Origin of the sequence: Pelagerythrobacter marensis (genome assembly GCF_036700095.1) — a bacterium.
In the GTDB taxonomy this organism is placed as follows: Bacteria; Pseudomonadota; Alphaproteobacteria; order Sphingomonadales; family Sphingomonadaceae; genus Pelagerythrobacter; species Pelagerythrobacter marensis_A.
Window position 1 is genome coordinate 2,255,191 of record NZ_CP144918.1, and the last position, 16,684, is coordinate 2,271,874.

The 16,684-nt window shown below is 66.9% G+C and carries 20 protein-coding genes and 1 tRNA gene; 17 read left to right on the forward strand and 4 right to left on the reverse strand.

Annotated elements, in window-relative coordinates; translation table 11 throughout:
- Positions 1 to 60 precede the first annotated feature (60 nt).
- On the reverse strand, positions 61 to 1,389 hold the full coding sequence (aroA, locus tag V5F89_RS10640; RefSeq protein ID WP_338445626.1) for a 3-phosphoshikimate 1-carboxyvinyltransferase: 1,329 nt from the start codon (positions 1,387 to 1,389) through the stop codon (positions 61 to 63).
- 181 nt (positions 1,390 to 1,570) lie between these two features.
- On the opposite strand from aroA, the gene V5F89_RS10645 reads away from it, so the two are divergent.
- From V5F89_RS10645 to rimM, 5 genes are all read left to right on the forward strand, one after another.
- Positions 1,571 to 1,897, forward strand: coding sequence for a TIGR02300 family protein (locus V5F89_RS10645; protein ID WP_338445627.1), 327 nt, complete (start codon positions 1,571 to 1,573; stop codon positions 1,895 to 1,897).
- A gap of 111 nt (positions 1,898 to 2,008) precedes the next feature.
- Positions 2,009 to 2,084, forward strand: a tRNA-Ala gene (locus tag V5F89_RS10650).
- 110 nt (positions 2,085 to 2,194) lie between these two features.
- The gene (gene ffh, locus V5F89_RS10655; protein WP_338445628.1) at positions 2,195 to 3,625 is read left to right on the forward strand and encodes a signal recognition particle protein; all 1,431 of its coding nucleotides are present in this window, start codon (positions 2,195 to 2,197) and stop codon (positions 3,623 to 3,625) included.
- 39 nt (positions 3,626 to 3,664) lie between these two features.
- The gene (rpsP, locus tag V5F89_RS10660; protein WP_338445629.1) at positions 3,665 to 4,171 is read left to right on the forward strand and encodes a 30S ribosomal protein S16; all 507 of its coding nucleotides are present in this window, start codon (positions 3,665 to 3,667) and stop codon (positions 4,169 to 4,171) included.
- 55 nt (positions 4,172 to 4,226) lie between these two features.
- Positions 4,227 to 4,766, forward strand: a complete 540-nt coding sequence (rimM, locus tag V5F89_RS10665; protein ID WP_338445630.1) for a ribosome maturation factor RimM — start codon at positions 4,227 to 4,229, stop codon at positions 4,764 to 4,766.
- A gap of 176 nt (positions 4,767 to 4,942) precedes the next feature.
- On the opposite strand, the gene V5F89_RS10670 is transcribed toward rimM, so the two are convergent.
- Positions 4,943 to 5,851 carry an NAD(P)/FAD-dependent oxidoreductase gene (locus V5F89_RS10670; protein WP_338445631.1) on the reverse strand — a complete coding sequence of 303 codons (909 nt, stop codon included), beginning with the start codon at positions 5,849 to 5,851 and terminating at the stop codon, positions 4,943 to 4,945.
- Positions 5,852 to 5,891: 40 nt separating this feature from the next.
- On the opposite strand from V5F89_RS10670, the gene trmD reads away from it, so the two are divergent.
- The 12 genes from trmD (at position 5,892) to V5F89_RS10730 (ending at position 14,620) form a co-directional block, all read left to right on the forward strand.
- Positions 5,892 to 6,755 (forward strand): tRNA (guanosine(37)-N1)-methyltransferase TrmD, encoded by an 864-nt coding sequence (trmD, locus tag V5F89_RS10675; RefSeq protein WP_338445632.1) that lies wholly within the window; start codon positions 5,892 to 5,894, stop codon positions 6,753 to 6,755.
- 13 nt (positions 6,756 to 6,768) lie between these two features.
- Positions 6,769 to 7,143, forward strand: coding sequence for a 50S ribosomal protein L19 (gene rplS, locus V5F89_RS10680; protein ID WP_338445633.1), 375 nt, complete (start codon positions 6,769 to 6,771; stop codon positions 7,141 to 7,143).
- A gap of 150 nt (positions 7,144 to 7,293) precedes the next feature.
- Positions 7,294 to 8,319 carry an aspartate-semialdehyde dehydrogenase gene (locus V5F89_RS10685; RefSeq protein WP_338445634.1) on the forward strand — a complete coding sequence of 342 codons (1,026 nt, stop codon included), beginning with the start codon at positions 7,294 to 7,296 and terminating at the stop codon, positions 8,317 to 8,319.
- A 36-nt stretch (positions 8,320 to 8,355) separates the two neighbouring features.
- On the forward strand, positions 8,356 to 8,613 hold the full coding sequence (locus V5F89_RS10690) for a FitA-like ribbon-helix-helix domain-containing protein (protein ID WP_338445635.1): 258 nt from the start codon (positions 8,356 to 8,358) through the stop codon (positions 8,611 to 8,613).
- Positions 8,610 to 9,008 (forward strand): type II toxin-antitoxin system VapC family toxin, encoded by a 399-nt coding sequence (locus tag V5F89_RS10695; protein ID WP_338445636.1) that lies wholly within the window; start codon positions 8,610 to 8,612, stop codon positions 9,006 to 9,008. Before V5F89_RS10690 ends, V5F89_RS10695 begins: the two co-directional genes overlap by 4 nt.
- Positions 9,005 to 9,655 carry a 2-hydroxychromene-2-carboxylate isomerase gene (locus V5F89_RS10700; protein ID WP_338445637.1) on the forward strand — a complete coding sequence of 217 codons (651 nt, stop codon included), beginning with the start codon at positions 9,005 to 9,007 and terminating at the stop codon, positions 9,653 to 9,655. The genes V5F89_RS10695 and V5F89_RS10700 overlap by 4 nt, the downstream gene beginning before the upstream one ends.
- On the forward strand, positions 9,619 to 10,083 hold the full coding sequence (locus tag V5F89_RS10705) for a GyrI-like domain-containing protein (protein WP_338445638.1): 465 nt from the start codon (positions 9,619 to 9,621) through the stop codon (positions 10,081 to 10,083). Before V5F89_RS10700 ends, V5F89_RS10705 begins: the two co-directional genes overlap by 37 nt.
- A 19-nt stretch (positions 10,084 to 10,102) precedes the next feature.
- Entirely contained in the window at positions 10,103 to 10,864 is a 762-nt protein-coding gene (locus tag V5F89_RS10710; RefSeq protein ID WP_338445639.1) for an alpha/beta fold hydrolase, read from the forward strand.
- 105 nt (positions 10,865 to 10,969) lie between these two features.
- A complete protein-coding gene (locus V5F89_RS10715) occupies positions 10,970 to 12,823 on the forward strand; it encodes a M2 family metallopeptidase (protein ID WP_338445640.1) in 1,854 nt (617 codons plus the stop codon).
- 61 nt (positions 12,824 to 12,884) lie between these two features.
- The gene (locus V5F89_RS10720; protein ID WP_338447561.1) at positions 12,885 to 13,328 is read left to right on the forward strand and encodes an ATP-dependent zinc protease family protein; all 444 of its coding nucleotides are present in this window, start codon (positions 12,885 to 12,887) and stop codon (positions 13,326 to 13,328) included.
- 10 nt (positions 13,329 to 13,338) lie between these two features.
- The gene (gene rimK, locus V5F89_RS10725) at positions 13,339 to 14,244 is read left to right on the forward strand and encodes a 30S ribosomal protein S6--L-glutamate ligase (protein ID WP_338445641.1); all 906 of its coding nucleotides are present in this window, start codon (positions 13,339 to 13,341) and stop codon (positions 14,242 to 14,244) included.
- Positions 14,245 to 14,320: 76 nt separating this feature from the next.
- A complete protein-coding gene (locus V5F89_RS10730; protein WP_338445642.1) occupies positions 14,321 to 14,620 on the forward strand; it encodes a GIY-YIG nuclease family protein in 300 nt (99 codons plus the stop codon).
- A 69-nt stretch (positions 14,621 to 14,689) separates the two neighbouring features.
- On the opposite strand, the gene V5F89_RS10735 is transcribed toward V5F89_RS10730, so the two are convergent.
- Complete coding sequence (locus V5F89_RS10735) at positions 14,690 to 15,214, reverse strand: N-acetyltransferase family protein (protein WP_425334349.1); 525 nt, start codon at positions 15,212 to 15,214, stop codon at positions 14,690 to 14,692.
- Positions 15,211 to 16,650, reverse strand: a complete 1,440-nt coding sequence (locus V5F89_RS10740) for an AMP nucleosidase (RefSeq protein WP_338445643.1) — start codon at positions 16,648 to 16,650, stop codon at positions 15,211 to 15,213. Before V5F89_RS10740 ends, V5F89_RS10735 begins: the two co-directional genes overlap by 4 nt.
- Positions 16,651 to 16,684: the final 34 nt, after the last annotated feature.

The following is a 16,684-nucleotide window of genomic DNA, read 5'->3' on the forward strand; positions in this document are numbered from 1 at the left end:
CGTACTGCGTGACGGATGCTGAAACGAGTTCAGCATGACGGGAGAGGATCAGGGGGCAGGTCACGCCTGGCATCGGTCCAGCAGGCTCTCGAAATCGGGGAAGCTCGTGCCGATCGGGCGGGTGTCGTCGATTTCCACCCCCTTGCGGCTGGCAAGGCCGGCAACGGCCATGCTCATCGCGATGCGGTGGTCGAGGTGGGTGACGACCGCCGCGGCCTCGCCCGTGCCGGCCAGCGGGTCGCCGCCGGTGCCCTCGACAATCAGGCCGTCCGCGGTCTCCTCCACCCGCGCGCCGGCGGCGGTGAGCGCGGCGGCCATCGCGGCGATGCGGTCACTTTCCTTGACGCGCAGTTCCTCCAGCCCGCGCGTCACCGTGCGGCCCTGCGCGAGCGCGGCGGCGACGAACAGCACGGGGAACTCGTCGATCATGCTCGGCGCAATCGCCGGGTCGACCTCGATCCCGGTGAGCGATGCGTGGCGCACGCGCAAGTCCGCGACCGGCTCGCCGCCGACTTCGCGCGCATCCATTTCTTCGATGCTCGCGCCCATCTGGCGGAGCACCGCGACCAGGCCGGCGCGGGTTGGATTGAGACCGACGTTCTCGATCGTGAGATCGCTGCCTTCGACCAGGCTCGCCGCGACGAGGAAGAACGCGGCCGAGGAGGGGTCGCCCGGAACTTCGATCGTCTGCGGGCGCAGCTCGGCCTCGCCATGAATGCGGATCACCCGCTCTCCGCCCAGTTCCTCGACCTCCAGCTCCGCGCCGAAGCCGCGCAGCATTCGCTCCGAATGGTCGCGCGTCGGCACCGGCTCGATCACCGTCGTCACGCCCGGCGTGTTAAGCCCTGCGAGCAGCACCGCGCTCTTTACCTGCGCGCTGGCGACGGGCAGGCGGTACTCGATCGGCACCGCCGGGCAGAGGCCTTCCATCGTCAGCGGCAGCGTGCCGCCGGGGGAAGGCGTGAAGCTTGCGCCCATCCGGCTCAACGGTTCGATCGCGCGGCCCATCGGGCGTTTCGACAGGCTGGCGTCGCCGATCAGCACGGCGGTGATGGCGTGGCTCGCGAAAAGGCCCATGAGGAGGCGAGTGGAGGTGCCCGAATTGCCCATGTCGAGCGCGTTTTCGGGCTGGAGCAGGCCGCCGACGCCGACCCCGTGGATCGACCAGGTATCGCCCTGCTTCGCGATCGTCGCCCCGCAGGCGCGCAGCGCGGCCGCGGTGGCGAGCACGTCCTCGCCTTCGAGCAGCCCGCTCGCGCGCGTCTCGCCCACGGCCAGCGCGCCGAGCATCAGCGCGCGGTGGCTGATCGACTTGTCGCCCGGCACGCGAATCCGCCCGCGCAACGGGCCGGACGGCAGGAAGCGGCGGGGGCGGGGCAAGTCGTTCAAGGAAAACGGTCCTTTACCGGAGAGGGGGCGGATCGGTCGCGGCTTTTGACAGCGGCATTGCCCTATGGCAAGGCGCGCGCCGCATGCGGTGCGCTCTTGATTCCCGGCGCGGCCGCACCCATCACGTTCCACTTTCGGATTTCTGCCCCGTCGTGGCGGCGGGCGACGTTAAGGATTGACAATGGCCAAGCCAGAATGGGGCACCAAGCGTATGTGCCCGAAGTGCGGTGAACGCTTCTACGACCTCGGCAAGGACGAGCCGGTGACCTGCATCGAATGCGGGGAGGAATGGACGCCCGAGCCGGTGCTGAAGACCAAGCAGCCGATTCCGTTCGAGGAAGAGGAAAAGAAGGACAAGGAGCCCGACAGCGACCTGGGCGGCGGCGACCTGGAGGATATCGACGTCGACGACGACGACGATTCGCCCGACAACGAAGTGGACCTGGGCGGCGACGACGACCTGGGCGTTGCGAAGGGCAAGGGCGACGACGAGGAAGAGGACACCTGATTTTCCGTCAGATCGCACTTGCCAAGCCGGGCCGCTCTCAATAAAGGGCGGCCCTCCCGCTTCGGCGGGGGCCGGTTCGCCGCCCAGTGCGCGCCGGAACACGATTGGAACGGGGCCGTAGCTCAGCTGGGAGAGCGCTACAATGGCATTGTAGAGGTCAGGGGTTCGATCCCCCTCGGCTCCACCAATCGACGGATATATGTGGTGAAAGCCGCACGCTGGCCGACGAGGTTTCGTCCGCCGGCGTTTTTCGCGTTTGGCCGATCGTTCGGCCGCAAGTTGCGTTTGGAGTAGGCGATGTTCGACAATCTGTCCGACCGGCTCGGCACCGTGTTCGACCGCCTGCGCGGGCGCGGGGCGCTCAGCGAGCAGGAGGTGCGCGACGCGATGCGCGAAGTGCGCGTCGCGCTGCTCGAGGCGGACGTCGCGCTGCCGGTCGTGCGCCGCTTCATCGATGCGGTGACCGAAAAGGCGATCGGCGCCGAGGTCCTGAAATCGGTCACGCCGGGCCAGCAGGTCGTCAAGATCGTCAACGACGAACTGGTCGAGATGCTGGGCGGGGAGGCGGTCGAGGGGCTGAACCTCGACGCCCGGCCGCCGGTCGTGATCATGATGGTCGGCCTCCAGGGCTCGGGCAAGACGACCACCACCGCCAAGCTCGCCAAGTTTCTCAAGGAGAAGCACGGCAAGAAGGCGCTGATGGCCTCGCTCGACGTCAACCGTCCGGCTGCGCAGGAGCAGCTGGCGGTTCTGGGCGAGCAGGTCAGCGTCGCGACCCTGCCGATCGTGCAGGGCCAGCAGCCGGTCGATATCGCCCGCCGGGCGATGGAATCGGCCAGGCTGCAGGCCGCCGACGTGCTGCTGCTCGACACCGCCGGCCGCCTGCACGTCGACGAGGCGCTGATGGCGGAGATGAAGGCGGTCGCCGGCATCTCCTCGCCCAACGAAGTGCTGCTGGTGGTCGATTCGCTGACCGGCCAGGACGCGGTCAACGTCGCCAGGAGCTTCACCGAGGAAGTGCCGCTGACCGGCGTGGTGCTCACCCGGATGGACGGCGATGCCCGCGGCGGCGCGGCGCTGTCGATGCGGCACGTCACCGGCAAGCCGATCAAGTTCGCCGGCACGGGCGAGAAGCTCGACGCGCTGGAAGCCTTCGATCCCAAGCGCGTCGCCGGCCGCATCCTCGGCATGGGCGACGTCGTCAGCCTGGTCGAGAAGGCCGCGGCGACGATCAAGGAAGAAGACGCCGAAGCGCTCGCCAGGCGCATGGCGAAGGGGCAGTTCGACCTCAACGACCTGCGCATGCAGCTGCGCCAGATGCAGAGCATGGGCGGGCTGGGAATGCTGGCCGGCATGTTGCCGGGCATGAAGAAGGCCAAGGCCGCGCTCTCGCAGTCGGGCGCGGACGACAAGGTGCTGGTCCACATGGATGCGATCATCGGCTCGATGACGCCCAAGGAACGCGCCAACCCCGCGCTGCTCAACGCCAAGCGCAAGAAGCGCGTCGCGGCGGGCAGCGGCCTGCAGGTGCAGGACGTGAACAAGCTGCTCAAGATGCACCAGGAAATGAGCCGCGCGATGAAGCAGATCAAGAAGATGGGCGGCCTCAAGGGCCTCGGCGCGCTGCTGGGCGGCGGCGGCATGGGTGCCGCGATGCCCGGGCTCGGCGGGCCCGGCGCGGGCGGCATGCCGCCGGGGCTGCCCGGTCTTCCCGGTTCGAAGAAATAACTTAAATATTAAACATTTAACGTTGGAAGGTAATCTACAATGGCAATTGCACTCCGTCTCTCGCGCGGTGGCGCGAAGAAGCGCCCCTACTACCGCATCGTCGCGGCCGACAGCCGCAAGCCGCGCGATGGCAAGTATCTGGAGCAGATCGGCACCTACAACCCGCTGCTCGCCAAGGACGACGAGAAGCGCGTTCAGCTGAACGAGGATCGCGCCCGCTACTGGCTCGGCGTCGGCGCCCAACCGAGCGACCGCGTCGCCCGCTTCCTCGACGCCGCCGGCATCCGCGAGCGCGCCGCGCGCAACAACCCGAACAAGGCCGAACCGGGTGAGAAGGCCAAGGAACGCGCCGAAGAGAAGGCCGCCAAGATCGCCGAAGCCGAGGAAGCCGCGAAGGCCGCCGAGGAAGCGACCGCCGAAGCGCCTGCGCCGACCACCGACGAGCCGGCCGAAGGCAGCGAAACCCCGGCGACCGGCGACGAGGCAGCGGTCGAGTCGACCGCGGACGAGCCGGCCGAGGGCGGCGAAGACAAGGCCGAAGGCTGATGCTCCTGCCTCCCCTCCCGCTTGCGGGAGGGGCCGGGGGTGGGCGCGTGAAGCGATGACGCGCCCGGCCAGGCCCACCCCTGACCCCTCCCGCACGCGGGAGGGGGACCTGCGGGACAAGCCGGTCACCCTCGCGGCCGTCATCGGCGCGCACGGGGTGACGGGCGAAGTCCGCCTCAAGCTTTTCGGCGAGGGGCTGGAGAACCTGCAGGCGCACAAGGCCTACAACGGCGGCGCGCTGACGCTGTCGAAAGTGCGCGGCGACAACAAGGGCGGCGCGATCGCCCGCTTCGCCGAAGTGACCGACCGCGCCGCGGCCGAGAAGCTGCGCGGCACCACGCTCACCGTGCCGCGCGCCGCGCTCCCCCCGCTGGAGGAGGGCGAATACTACCACGTCGACCTGATCGGCCTTCCCGCCGTGACCGACGCGGGCGATCCTGTGGGCACGGTCGTAGCGGTCGAGAACTACGGTGCCACCGACGTGGTGGAAATCGAAAAGCCCGACGGGAAGCGCTTCATGGTCCCGATGACCGAGGTCGCGGTGCCCGGATGGGACGACGAGCGGCTGATCGTGAACCGCGATTTCGCCGAGTAGAATCGCTTTCGTCGGGCCGAGGCCGCTTTCCGCTTTTCCGCGGTTGGTCGTGTGGAATTGATCTCGTGCCGGAATCGTGACCAGCAATGCGGCCGATTTTGCGGACGTTCCGGGGCTCAGGCTCGAGAACTGGAGCTTGCCGCAACCGATGTTCGATGCGGCTTGGGGTTCGCCCTCTACCGCCGGATCGGCCGATCGTCCGCTAGGTGGTTGCGGATCGCGGTGGCGGCGACCCCGGCCTGGCCCATGGCGTGGCTGATCTGGTCGAGGCCGATCACCACGTCGCCCGCGGCGAAGAGGCCGGGGACGGTGGTTTCGAGATGGTCGTCGACCGCCACGCAGCCATCCTCGTTCGTCTCCGCCCCGGCGAGCTGCGCCAGTTCGGAGCGGACCGTCGTGCCAAGCGCGGGATAGACGCTGTCGAAGGCCATGCGCCTGTCGGCGGTGTCGAACGCCAACCGCTCCCCCTCGATCGCGAAGCCGCCGCACGGTCCGGCGACGCGGGCAATCCCCGCCTCTTCGAGCTGCGCCGAACATGCGCGGTCGAGATCGTGGTCGCCGTGCGGGCTGACGAGCGTCAGGTCCGCGGTATAGCCGCGCAGGAACAGCGCTTCCGCCGTTCCATGCCTGCCGGTGCCGATCACGGCGATCCGCCGGTCGGTGACCTCGTAGCCGTCGCAGACCGGGCAGTAGCGCAGCAGCCCGCGCGCGAGCGCCTCGTCGTGAACCTCGTCGGGCAGGGTATCGGGACGGCGATTGACGACGCCCGTGGCGAGCAGGACGGTGCGCGCGGTGTAGGTCCCGCTGTCGGTGCCGACGGTGAAGTGCGCCCCGGCCCTGGCCAGATGCTCGACCCGCTTCTCTTCGCGCAGAGCGCCGTACTTGCGCGCCTGCTCGCGCATCCGGCGCAGCAGCCCGTTGCCCGCGATGCCGTCGGGAAAGCCGGCGTGGTTGCGGGTGCAGGGTATCCACGCCGCCCGGCTGGTGCCGCAGTCGAACAGCCGGATCGAGAGGTGATAGCGCGCGAGATAGATCGCGGCGGTCAGGCCGGCGGGTCCGGCGCCGATGATGATGCAGTCGTCCATTGGCTTGCTATCGCCCTCCCGGTTGCGCATGGGCGAGAGGATGACCTTCGCCGCCACCATTCTAACGCTCTACCCCGAGATGTTTCCCGGGCCGTTGGGCGTTTCGCTGGCCGGGCGGGCGCTGGAGCGGGGGGACTGGACCTGCGAGACGGTGCAGATCCGCGACTTTGCGACCGACAGGCACCGGACAGTGGACGACACGCCGGCCGGCGGGGGTGCGGGCATGGTGCTCAAGGCGGACGTGCTGGCGAGGGCGTTGGATTCGGTGATCCTCCCCGGGACGGGGAGGGGGACCGCCGCCGGAGGCGGGGGTGGAGGGGCCCCTCGCTCGGCTCAGAACCCCAGATGTCCGGAACATCCGCCCGTGCCCCTCCACCAGCCTGCGGCTGGTCCCCCTCCCCGTTCCGGGGAGGATCGACCTGTCCTCGCCATGACCCCGCGCGGCAGGCCGATCACCCAGGCGCGCGTCCGCGAGCTGGCGGCGGGGCCGGGCGTGGTGATCCTGTGCGGCCGGTTCGAAGGGTTCGACGAGCGTCTGTTCGAGGCGCGGCCGCAGATCGAGCAGGTCAGCCTGGGCGACATCGTCCTGTCGGGCGGGGAGCCCGCCGCCCTGGCGATTCTCGATGCTTGCATTCGCCTGCTTCCCGGCGTAATGGGCGCGGCTTCGAGCGGGGCCGAGGAATCCTTCGAAGAAGGGCTTCTCGAATATCCGCAATATACCCGACCTCAGGAATGGGAAGGGCGCATGATCCCTGAAGTGCTGCGATCGGGGGATCATGCGAAGATCGCGGCGTGGCGCAAGCAACGCAGCGAGGAAGACACACGGTCACGCAGGCCGGACCTTTGGGAGCGCTACAGTGGCGCTCGGGACCGATCTGCCTCTGGCGCGCGGCAAAAAGACTAGGAAGACCAGGCAGATGAACCTGATCCAGCAGCTCGAGGCCGAGGCCATCGAAAACCTCGGGAAGGACATTCCCGATTTCCGCGCCGGGGACACCGTGCGCGTCGGCGTGAAAGTCGTTGAGGGCACGCGCGAGCGTATCCAGAATTTCGAAGGCGTGGTGATCGCCCGTTCGAACCGCGGCATGGGTTCGAACTTCACCGTGCGCAAGATGAGTTTCGGCGAAGGCGTGGAGCGCGTGTTCCCGCTCTATTCGCCGGTGGTCGACAGCATTACCGTCGTTCGCCGCGGCGTCGTGCGCCGGGCGAAGCTCTATTACCTGCGCGGCCGCACCGGTAAATCGGCCCGCATTGCCGAGCGCCGCGACAATCGCCCGACCGAGAAGGCCTGATCGCCTCTCCACCGGGAACGAGACAAGCGAAGGGGCGCTCCGGCACAGGGTCGGGGCGCCCCTTTTGCTTGGCCGGTCACAAAATCAATTACGGTTGCGCAGGCGCGGTGGCGCGCTAGGCACGCGGCCTGAACAAGCGAGGAGTTGCAGATGGGTTATCGGGTGGCAATCGTCGGCGCGACCGGGAACGTCGGGCGCGAGATGATGCAGATTCTCGCCGAACGCGAATTCCCCTGCGACGAGGTGGCCGCGGTCGCCAGCTCCCGCTCCGTCGGCACGGAGGTCGAGTTCGGCGACACCGGCAAGATGCTCAAGTGCAGGAACATCGAGCATTTCGATTTCACCGGGTGGGATATCGCCCTGTTCGCCGCCGGTAGCGGCCCGGCGAAGGAATATGCGCCCAAGGCGGCGGCGGCCGGCTGCGTGGTGATCGACAATTCCTCGCTCTACCGCATGGAGCCCGACGTGCCGCTGATCGTGCCCGAGGTGAACCCGGACGCGATCGACGGCTATGTGAAGCGCAATATCATCGCCAACCCGAACTGCTCGACCGCGCAGCTCGTCGTCGCGCTCAAGCCGCTGCACGACGCGGCGACGATCACGCGCGTGGTGGTGAGCACCTACCAGTCGGTTTCGGGCGCCGGGAAGGCGGGGATGGACGAGCTGTTCGAACAGAGCCGCGCGATCTTCGTCGGCGATCCGGTCGAACCGCGGAAGTTCACCAAGCAGATCGCCTTCAACGTCATCCCGCATATCGACGTCTTCCTCGACGATGGATCGACCAAGGAAGAGTGGAAGATGATGGTCGAGACCAAGAAGATCCTCGACCCGAAGATCAAGCTCAACGCCACTTGCGTGCGCGTGCCGGTCTTCGTCGGCCATTCCGAAGCGGTCAATATCGAGTTCGCAAACGAGCTGTCGGCCGAAGCGGCGCAGGACATCCTGCGCGAGGCGCCGGGCGTGATGCTCGTCGACAAGCGCGAGGACGGCGGATATGTCACCCCGGTCGAAAGCGCGGGCGACGGCGCGACCTACATCAGCCGCGTGCGCGAGGACCCGACGGTGGAGAACGGGCTGACCCTGTGGTGCGTTTCCGACAACCTGCGCAAGGGCGCGGCGCTCAACGCGGTGCAGATCGCGGAACTGCTCGGCCGCAGGCACCTGAAGAAGGGGTGATTGCTGCGATGATAGCATGATGCTATCATCTGCGGCATGGGACAGGTCCTGATCCGCAACCTCGATGAAGAGACGCTCGCCGACTATCGCGAAGCGGCCGAGCGCAACCGACGCTCGCTGGAGGCGGAACTGCGCGATGCGCTGAAGCTTGCGCGGCCGGTTTCGCGCCGGCGCAAGGAGGAGTTGCTCGAAATCTCGCGCCGTATCCGCGCCATGACGCCGGAGGGCGTGAAGCAGACGCCATCGGAACTGCTGGTTCGCGAAGATCGCGACGGATACCGCGACGCCGGATGAAGCTCGTCGATACGAGCGTCGTGGTCAAATGGTTCGTGGCCGAAGCGGGGCAGGCAGAGGCGGAATTGCTGATCGGCGAGCCGCTCGCCGCGCCCGATCTGTTGGTCGTCGAGGTATCCAACGCGCTTTGGAAAAAGTGGCGCAAGCGGGAACTGGAGCGTGAGCATGCGACCACGGCACAGACGATGGTGGGCTCATTCGTCGAACTGCGGCCTTCGCGCCCTTTCGCGGAGCAGGCATTGGCCATTGCGTTCGAATTGGGCCATCCGGTCTACGATTGCTTCTATCTGGCAATGAGTGAATCGCTGGATGTCCCGATTGTGACTGCGGATGCTCGGCTGAAGGCCCGCTGCAAGGGCACACGTTTTGAACGGTTGCTCGAGGTGCTGCGATGACGACCCTTGCCGCCGATCTCTATTTCAGCTTTCGCAGCCCCTACAGCTATCTTGCCGTCGGGCGCTATCGCTCGCTGGCGGAGCAGTACACGGTCGATATCGCGTTGCGGCCGGTCTATCCGCTGGCGATCCGGCAGCCCGATTTCTTCGAACGCAATCATCCGAACTGGTTGCGCTATACCTTCCTCGACATGGCGCGGGTGGCGCAGTTTTACGGCATTCCGTTCGGCGTGCCGCGGCCCGACCCGATTCTGCAGGACATCGCGACGCGCAAGATCGCGGCCGAGCAGCCCTATATCCACCGGATCACCCGGCTGGGGCAGGCCGCGGCGCGGCGGGGGCACGGCCTTGCCTTCGCGCACGAGGCCGGACAGTTGATCTGGGGCGGGGCGGAAGGCTGGCACGAAGGCGATCATCTCGCCGGCGCGGCGGAACGGGCCGGGCTCGATCTCGCCGAGCTGGACGCGGAGATCGCGGCGGAGGCGGGCGAACTCGACAGCGAGATCGCCGCCAATCAGCAGGCGCTCGAGGATGCGGGCCACTGGGGCGTGCCCACGCTGGTTGTCGACGGGGAGCCGTTCTTCGGCCAGGACCGGATCGCAATGGCGCAATGGCGGATGGAACAGAAAGGGCTGGTGGAACGGTGAAAGCGGCGCTGGTCGACCATCCGCCCCGCCGCCTGGCGGGAATGGCGTGGGAAGGAACCTATGCCGAAGCCGCCGACGGCGCGGTCCGCCGCCTGATCGAGGAGCTTTGCCGCAGGCTGGATGGCCGGCCCGAGACGCTGTGGGGCGTTTCCTGGGAAGATCGCCCCGACGGCTTTCGCCATTTCGCAGGGATCGAAGCGGCCGAGGCCGTGCCCGGCCTCGAGCGGCTCGACCTGCCTGCCCTGACCAGCCTGACCGCCGATCATACCGGCGGCGATGCCACCGGAGTCTATGGCGCGTTGCAGGCTTTGCGCGACCGGCGCGGGATGGCGCGACGGCCGGGCGGCCCCGATATGCTGGACGAACATCGCCGCGACGGAAGCCCGCCGATGCGGGCGCATCTGGTGGTCGCGGAGCAGAACGGTTGACGAAGGGAAGCAGGCCACGATGAGCGGCCCCACAGAACAGACGATCGCCTCGTTCGACGGCACCGAACTGGCCGTGCACCGGATGGGTGCCGGCCGGCCCGTGGTGCTCCTCCACGGCCTGTTCTCGAGCGCGGAGATGAACTGGGTCCGCTTCGGCCACGCGGGCAAGCTGGCGGACGCGGGGTTCGAGGCGATCATGCCCGACTTGCGGGCGCACGGGTCGAGCGGAAAGCCGCACGACCCGGAAAGCTATCCGCCCGGCGTGCTGGCGCGCGATGCCGCGGCGCTGGTCGCGGCACTCGACCTCGACGATTACGATCTCGTCGGCTTCTCGCTCGGCGCGCGCACCGCCGCGCGCGCGGTGATCGAAGGCTTGAGCCCGCGCCGCCTGGTGCTGGCGGGGATGGGGCTTGAGGGGCTGGCCGGCTGGAGTGGTCGCTCGGCCTTCTTCATCGATGCGATCGACCGTTTCGACGAGGTGAAGCGCGGCGATCCGGCGTTCATGCCGGTCAGCTTCATGAAAACGATGAAGATCGACCGCGTGGCGGCGCGCCTGCTGTTGCAGGCGGTGGACGATACCGATCCGGCGGAACTGGCGAAGATCGCCATGCCGACGATGGTTCTGTGCGGCGACAAGGACGACGACAACGGCTCCGCCACAGGGCTGGCCGAAGCGTTGCCCGATGGCCGCCATGTCGAAATTCCCGGCACGCACATGGGTTCGGTGACCGAGGGAGCGCTGGGCGACGAACTGGTGCGGTTCCTTCGCAACAGCGGGTGATCGTTTGCGCGCCCCGACGCGCATCGGCTTGATTCGCCTCGAACTGCGGTTCACAAACCGGTATCTCGGGAAACCGCATGACAGTTTGAGAGGATCGCTGCCGCCATGAAATTCGCATCCGTCGCGCTTGCCGCGCTCGCCGTATCGCTTGCCACGCCTGCTGTCGCGCAGGCCGGCGCAGCAGGAAACGACAGCGAGGCGACCGCCGGCCAATATCCGATGACTCCCGAGGGCGCGGCGGCCTGGGTCGCGATGGTCGAGAAGGACCTGTTCGACTATTCGGTCGAGGCGAGCCGGATCTACTGGGTCAACGCCACCTATATCACCGACGACACCGATGCGCTCGCGGCGCAGGCCGGCGCGAAAGGAACCGAGAAATCGGTCAAGTACGCGCTGGAAGCGGCGAAATACGCGCAAGTGGGCGGCCTGGACCCGGACGTGTCCCGCAAGCTCGACATCCTGCGCAACGGCATCGTCCTGCCCGCGCCGACCACCGAGGGCGCGGCAAGCGAACTCAACCAGATCGCGACCGATCTGCAGAGCCAGTACGGCAAGGGCAAGGGCACGCTGAACGGCGCGCCGATTTCCGGCTCCGACATCGAGGCCGAGATGGGCAATCTCGATCACACGCCGGAAGAATATGCCGAGATGTGGGCGAGCTGGCACGACAATGTCGGCGCCCCGATGAAAGAGGATTACGCGCGCCTGGTCGAAATCGCCAACGAGGGCGCGGCGGAGCTGGGGTTCGACAACGTCGGCGCCATGTGGCGTTCCGGTTACGACATGGAGCCGGAAGAATTCACCGCGATGACCGAGCGCCTGTGGGAAGAAACGCGGCCGCTCTACGAGGCGCTCCACACATATGTGCGCTGGAAGCTCAACGAGAAGTACGGCGATGCCGTCCAGCCCGCGACCGGGCCGATCCGCGCCGACCTGCTCGGCAATATGTGGGCGCAGGAATGGGGCAATATCTACCCGCTGGTCGCGCCCGAGGGGGCGGGCGATCTCGGCTACGACATCGGCGAGCTGCTGGAAGCGCAGGGCAAGGGGCCGCTCGACATGGTCAGGACGGGCGAAGGCTTCTTCTCCTCGCTCGGCTTCGCGCCGCTGCCCGAAACGTTTTACGAGCGTTCGATGTTCACCAAGCCGGCCGACCGCGAGGTCGTCTGCCATGCCAGCGCGTGGGATATCGACAACAAGGACGATATCCGCATCAAGATGTGCATCAAGGTGAACGCGGACGACTTCGTCACGATCCACCACGAACTGGGGCACAACTATTACCAGCGCGCCTACAAGGATCAGCCCTACCTCTATCTCAACGGCGCGAACGACGGGTTTCACGAGGCGATCGGCGACATGATCGCCCTGTCGATCACGCCCGAATATCTGGTGCAGATCGGCCTGCTCGATCGCAGCCAGGTCCCGGGGGCCGACAAGGATATCGGTCTGCTTTTGCGCCAGGCGATGGACAAAGTCGCCTTCCTGCCCTTCGGCCTGCTGGTCGACAAGTGGCGCTGGGGCGTGTTCGACGGGTCGATCAGCCCAGCGGAATATAACACCGCCTGGGTCGACCTGAAGCGCGAGTACCAGGGGATCGAGCCGCCGGTGGAACGGCCGGCCGACGCTTTCGATCCGGGCGCCAAGTATCATATTCCGGGCAACACGCCCTACATGCGCTATTTCCTCGCGCGTATCCTGCAGTTCCAGTTCTATCAGGCCGCCTGCGAGCAGGCGGGGTGGGAAGGCCCGCTGCACCGGTGCAGTTTCTACGGCAACGAAGACGTGGGCCGGAAGCTCAACGCCATGCTCGAAATGGGGGCCAGCAAGCCCTGGCCCGACGCGCTCGAAGCCTTCACCGGCACGCGCGAGATGAGCGCGCGCCCGATGCTCGAATATTTCGCGCCGTTGAAGGCGTGGCTCGACGAACAGAACAAGGGCAAGCCGACCGGATGGTAAGAATGGCGAAGGGCGCTCGCGGCAGTCGGGCGAACCGGGTTTGAGCGGCGCGAAATCGCCGATGGCGACGGTGGGCTGGCGCGAGCTGGTCCACCTGCCCGAACTGGGCCTGCACAATGTCCCGGCCAAGATCGACACCGGTGCGCGCACCTCCTCCCTGCACGGGGTGGTGCTGGACAAGTTCGAACGCGACGGGGCCGAATACGTGCGCTTCGCGGTCGATTTCGAGCGCCAGCATGTACGCCAGGTGTGCGAGGCGGTCCATGTCGACCGGCGCGGAATCACCAGTTCGAACGGCGAGACGCAGTTTCGCTATGTCATCAAGACGCCATTGAGGATCGGTAGTCTCGAATTCCGCGCCGAGATCAGCCTTGCCGATCGATCGGACATGAAATTCCCGATGCTTATCGGCCGTTCTGCGCTAAGGCGCAGGTTCGTCGTCGACTCGGGGCATTCGTGGCTTCAGACCCCCGGGCTCGAGGTGGAAAAAGGCTACAAACCATGATCTTGCAGCCATGAAAATCGCCATGCTCGCGCGCAATGCGAACCTCTATTCGCATCGCCGCCTGGTCGAGTCTGCCGAAGCGCGCGGGCATACGCTCGACATTCTCAACACCTTGCGCTGCACCGTCCATATCGCCAGCCACCGGCCGACGGTCAGCTATAACGGCGAAACGGTGAGCGGATACGATGCCGTGATCCCGCGCATCGGCGCCTCGATCACCAACTACGGCCTGGCGATCCTGCGGCAGTTCGAAATGGCGGGCGTCTGGCCGCTGAACGAAAGCGTCGCCATCGGGCGCAGCCGCGACAAGCTGCGCTCGATGCAGATCCTTGCCAAGCACGGACTGGGCCTGCCGCTGACCGCTTTCGCGCACGACCCGAAGCAGACCGAGGAAGTCATCCGCTCGGTCAAGGGGCCGCCGGTCGTGATCAAGCTGCTCGAAGGGACGCAGGGGATCGGCGTCGTCCTGGCGGAGACGGAAGCGAGCGCCAAGTCGGTGATCGAGGCGTTCCGCGGCGCCAACGTCAACATCCTGGTGCAGGAATTCATCAAGGAAGCCGGCGGCACCGATATCCGCGCGCTGGTGATCGGCGGCAAGGTCGTCGCCGCGATGCAGCGCACCGGCGCGCCCGACGATTTCCGTTCCAACCTCCACCGCGGGGGCAGCGCCAAGCTGATCAAGATCACGCCCGAGGAGCGCTCGACCGCGGTACGCGCGGCGCGCAAGATGGGCCTCAACGTCTGCGGCGTGGACATGCTGCGCAGCAACCACGGCCCGGTGATCATGGAGGTGAACTCCTCCCCGGGGCTGGAGGGGATCGAGGCGGCCACGGGCAAGGACATCGCCGGCATGATCATCGATTTCATCGCCACCAACGCCAAGGCGTGGAAGACGAAGACGAAGGGGAGGGGGTGACGACAACCGGTCATCCCATCACTCGCCCGTCACCCCGGGCTTGACCCGGGGTCCCGCTGCCTTTCAGTTCGACGGTATGGACAGGGAACGACGTGGTGGCTGGGTCTACATCATGGCGGACCGCTATCGCGGGACGATGTATGTCGGCGTCACATCCTCGATCGCCGACCGTGTATTCCAGCATCGCAAGAGAACCGGTTCATCCTTTTGCGCGCGCTATGGGCTGAATCGGCTGGTCTGGGCCGAACGAGGGGACTCGATAGAGGACTGCATCGCGCACGAGAAGCGGTTGAAACGCTGGAGGCGTGAGTGGAAATTTGCGCTTATCGAGAAAGGGAACCCGGACTGGCAGGATCTTTTCGATACGCTCGTGTAGCGCGCAGCAGCGGGACCCCGGGTCAAGCCCGGGGTGACGGTGGCGTGAGTGCACGCGAATGGCGGCGCGCTATAGCGTGCGAAACATCACCAGGGCATCGATATAGCCGAGCCTGGGATGGTCGAACGCCTGGGGCAGGCGGCCGACGATATCGAAACCCATCGATTGCCAGAGCTGCACGGCGCGCTCGTTCGAACCGACGACGAAGTTGAACTGCATCGCGCGGAAGCCTTGTCCCCGCGCGTGATCGAGCGAGTGGCGGCACATCAGCCGCGCTATCCCGCGGCCTGCCGCATCGGCAGCGGTTACATAGCCGCAGTTGCAGACGTGGCTGCCGCCGCCGGCCTGGTTCGGGCGGATGTAATAGGTTCCGAGAATGCGCCCGCCTTCGTCGGCGACGAAAGCCCGCGTGCGGCCCCCGGTCCAGTAGGCAAGCGCCGCCTCCCTGCTCATGTCGCGATCGAAGGCGTACGTCTCGCTTGCGCGGATTACCGGCTCGAGGATGGACCAGATGGCGTCGTGGTCGCCGGGGCCGGCCGGGCGCACATCGACGGCCGTCTCTCGCGGCGGTGGAGGCGCCCCGGTTTCCTTCACCGGAACGGCGGCTCGTTGAACGCCCGCAGCTTGCGCGAGTGCAGGCGATTGCCTTCCTCGCGCAGAAGGCGGCAGGTGGTGACGCCGATCTGCATGTGGGCGGCAATGGCCTCTTCGTAGAACCTGTTCGCCTGCCCCGGCAGCTTGATCTCGCCGTGGAGCGGCTTGTCCGACACGCACAGCAGCGTGCCGTAGGGGACGCGGAACCGATATCCCTGGGCGGCGATGGTCGCGCTTTCCATGTCGATCCCGACTGCACGGCTGAGCGACAGACGGCGGGCCGACTGGCTGTAGCGCAGTTCCCAGTTGCGGTCGTCGGTGGTGACCACGGTGCCGGTGCGCATCCGCCGCTTGAGGTTGGCGCCGTGGGTCCCGCTGACATCCTCCGCCGCCCTGGCCAGCGCCTGCTGCACCTCGGCAATCGCGGGCAGGGGGATTTCGGGCGGGAGAACGGGATCGAGGACATGATCGTCGCGCAAATAGGCGTGGGCGAGCACGTAGTCGCCGATCTTCTGGCTGGGGCGCAGGCCGCCGCAGTGGCCGATCATCAGCCACGCCTCGGGCCGCAACACGGCGAGGTGATCGCAGATCGTCTTGGCGTTCGAGGGGCCGACGCCGATGTTGACCAGCGTGATCCCGCCGCGGTTCTTCCCGATCAGGTGATAGGCCGGCATCTGATGCCGCCGCCAAGCCGTGTCGGACAGTTCGACGCGCGCGTTCTCGCGCGGGCTATCGAGATAGAGGCCGCCGGCCCCGGCGAGTGCGGTGCAGTCGTCGCTGCCCAGTTGCTCGCCCGCCCAGTCCACGAACTCGTCGACGTAGCGGTGATAGTTGGTGAACAGGATGAAGCGCTGGAAATGCGCCGGATCGGTGCCGGTGTAGTGCGCCAGCCGGGCGAGGCTGAAATCGGTCCGCAATCCGTCGAACAGCGACAGCGGAAACGGGTCGCCGGGCGCGCCGAGTTCGTATCCGTCGGCGATCTCGTCGCCGATATCCGCCAGCTCGGTCGCGGGGAAATGACGCGCCAGCTCGTTCGGGCTGATCCCCGCCAGCTCCGCCCCGGCCTCGCCATCGAGCACATAGGGGAAGGGGATTTCCTGCCGCGACAGCGCGACTTCGCAATCGACGTCGTAATCGCTGGCGATCAGGCGCAGCTGTTCGGCCAGATAGTCGGCGAAAAGGCGGGGCCGGGTCACCGTGGAGGCGTAGATCCCCGGGGCATTGAGGCGGCCATAGGCGCGGCTGCTGTCGGCAGGGCGCGTGCCGCCGCGAAAGCGCAGCCGGATTTCGGGATAGGCGTAGCTGCCGTCGCTGCGCTTTTCCGGCTTGGGCAGGGTGCCTTCGCGGGCGAAGGCAACGATGTCGGCGCGCAGGCGGTCGACCGATTCGCCATAGAGGCGGATCAGGTCTTCGATGATTTTTTCAGGTGATTCCATCGGCGGCAGATAGCGCCGCTCGCATGACATTTCA

Excerpts from the sequence above, each read along its gene's own strand:
- V5F89_RS10670 (WP_338445631.1), bottom strand. The coding sequence starts at position 5,851 with ATGGACGACTGCATCATCATCGGCGCCGGACCCGCCGGCCTGACCGCC.
- V5F89_RS10705 (WP_338445638.1), top strand. The coding sequence starts at position 9,619 with ATGGCGGATGGAACAGAAAGGGCTGGTGGAACGGTGAAAGCGGCGCTG.
- rplS (WP_338445633.1), top strand. The coding sequence starts at position 6,769 with ATGAACCTGATCCAGCAGCTCGAGGCCGAGGCCATCGAAAACCTCGGG.
- rpsP (WP_338445629.1), top strand. The coding sequence starts at position 3,665 with ATGGCAATTGCACTCCGTCTCTCGCGCGGTGGCGCGAAGAAGCGCCCC.
- V5F89_RS10720 (WP_338447561.1), top strand. The coding sequence starts at position 12,885 with ATGGCGACGGTGGGCTGGCGCGAGCTGGTCCACCTGCCCGAACTGGGC.
- rimK (WP_338445641.1), top strand. The coding sequence starts at position 13,339 with ATGAAAATCGCCATGCTCGCGCGCAATGCGAACCTCTATTCGCATCGC.
- V5F89_RS10645 (WP_338445627.1), top strand. The coding sequence starts at position 1,571 with ATGGCCAAGCCAGAATGGGGCACCAAGCGTATGTGCCCGAAGTGCGGT.
- V5F89_RS10740 (WP_338445643.1), bottom strand. The coding sequence starts at position 16,650 with ATGGAATCACCTGAAAAAATCATCGAAGACCTGATCCGCCTCTATGGC.
- trmD (WP_338445632.1), top strand. The coding sequence starts at position 5,892 with ATGACCTTCGCCGCCACCATTCTAACGCTCTACCCCGAGATGTTTCCC.
- V5F89_RS10730 (WP_338445642.1), top strand. The coding sequence starts at position 14,321 with ATGGACAGGGAACGACGTGGTGGCTGGGTCTACATCATGGCGGACCGC.
- V5F89_RS10700 (WP_338445637.1), top strand. The coding sequence starts at position 9,005 with ATGACGACCCTTGCCGCCGATCTCTATTTCAGCTTTCGCAGCCCCTAC.
- V5F89_RS10715 (WP_338445640.1), top strand. The coding sequence starts at position 10,970 with ATGAAATTCGCATCCGTCGCGCTTGCCGCGCTCGCCGTATCGCTTGCC.
- rimM (WP_338445630.1), top strand. The coding sequence starts at position 4,227 with ATGACGCGCCCGGCCAGGCCCACCCCTGACCCCTCCCGCACGCGGGAG.
- V5F89_RS10710 (WP_338445639.1), top strand. The coding sequence starts at position 10,103 with ATGAGCGGCCCCACAGAACAGACGATCGCCTCGTTCGACGGCACCGAA.
- ffh (WP_338445628.1), top strand. The coding sequence starts at position 2,195 with ATGTTCGACAATCTGTCCGACCGGCTCGGCACCGTGTTCGACCGCCTG.
- V5F89_RS10685 (WP_338445634.1), top strand. The coding sequence starts at position 7,294 with ATGGGTTATCGGGTGGCAATCGTCGGCGCGACCGGGAACGTCGGGCGC.
- V5F89_RS10690 (WP_338445635.1), top strand. The coding sequence starts at position 8,356 with ATGGGACAGGTCCTGATCCGCAACCTCGATGAAGAGACGCTCGCCGAC.
- V5F89_RS10695 (WP_338445636.1), top strand. The coding sequence starts at position 8,610 with ATGAAGCTCGTCGATACGAGCGTCGTGGTCAAATGGTTCGTGGCCGAA.